Raw genomic sequence first — 955 nt, 5'->3', positions numbered from 1 at the left:
ATGACGGAAACCCTGCGAATCTTAATCCGCTTCCTCCGGAAGAATCTGCGGATAAATACATAGCCTTAATGGGAGGGGCTGAGAGGGTTCTACTTGCTGCTCAATCGGCTTTTGACCAGGGTGAATATCGTTGGGTAGCCGAACTTTTGAATAAATTGGTCTTTGCTGACCCTGGCAACGATAAGGCCCGAGAGCTCCTTGCTAAAGCTTATGATCAATTGGGATACCAATCGGAATCAGCGCCTTGGCGAGATAATTATCTTACGGGGGCTTATGAGCTGAGACATGGTGGCCCGGATAAAGGCGTTGATGTGGCAATGATGGAGGGGGTTCTGAGAGAGGCACCTCTTGAGAACTTCTTTATATCAATGGCTGCCCGTTTAATTGGCCCGGAAGCTTTTGATAGCCATCATAAGATCAATATCACCTTCACTGACAGGCAGGTAAATTTCTATTTGTGGATTGAAAATGCCGTTCTGCATTTTGAACAAATTGAACCTGTCAGTGATGCGGATGCCACACTTAAGGTGACTCATGAGTTATTTCTCAAAATGGCCACTGATCAGGCTGGGATCAAAGAAACCCTGTTCTCGGATGATTTGACGGTGGAGGGTAGTAAGCTGGATTTAGTGAGTTTCTTCAGGTTGTTTGAGAAGCCGAGAGGTGTCTTTAATATCATTGAGCCTTAAGGAACTTACTTCTAGGTTCCCTAGAATAAGGCCATTTGATTATCTATTAGGCGATCAAAGTCCATCCCGATAAAGGGCAGAATGCCTTCCGCGATGGGCTTTAGCTGTTTCTCAATGTAGTGTTGGTAATCAATGTCTGATTCAAGATAGTCCAAAGGCTCAGGCCCGTTCAGGGTGATGATATAGTTGATCCAGCCTTTGTGTTGATACTGTAGTGGCTTGCCAAGCGCTTTGTTCTTTTCGTCGGCTATTTTGGCAGATCGAGC

Annotated in this window: 1 protein-coding gene and 1 pseudogene; one reads left to right on the top strand and one right to left on the bottom strand. The window is 45.5% G+C overall.

Annotated elements, in window-relative coordinates; translation table 11 throughout:
- Window positions 1–689, top strand: a 689-nt coding sequence (locus A3757_RS23430) for an alkyl sulfatase dimerization domain-containing protein (RefSeq protein ID WP_231878370.1), incomplete at its 5' end; no start/stop codon positions are given.
- A gap of 20 nt (window positions 690–709) precedes the next feature.
- Here A3757_RS23430 and A3757_RS27330 read toward each other — a convergent pair.
- Window positions 710–955, bottom strand: a pseudogene (locus A3757_RS27330) (DNA polymerase II); the annotation flags it as partial.

The organism is Oleiphilus sp. HI0117 (genome assembly GCF_001635235.1).
The sequence above is the reverse complement of the archived record's forward strand: the minus strand, read 5'-3'. Positions and strand labels throughout refer to the sequence as shown.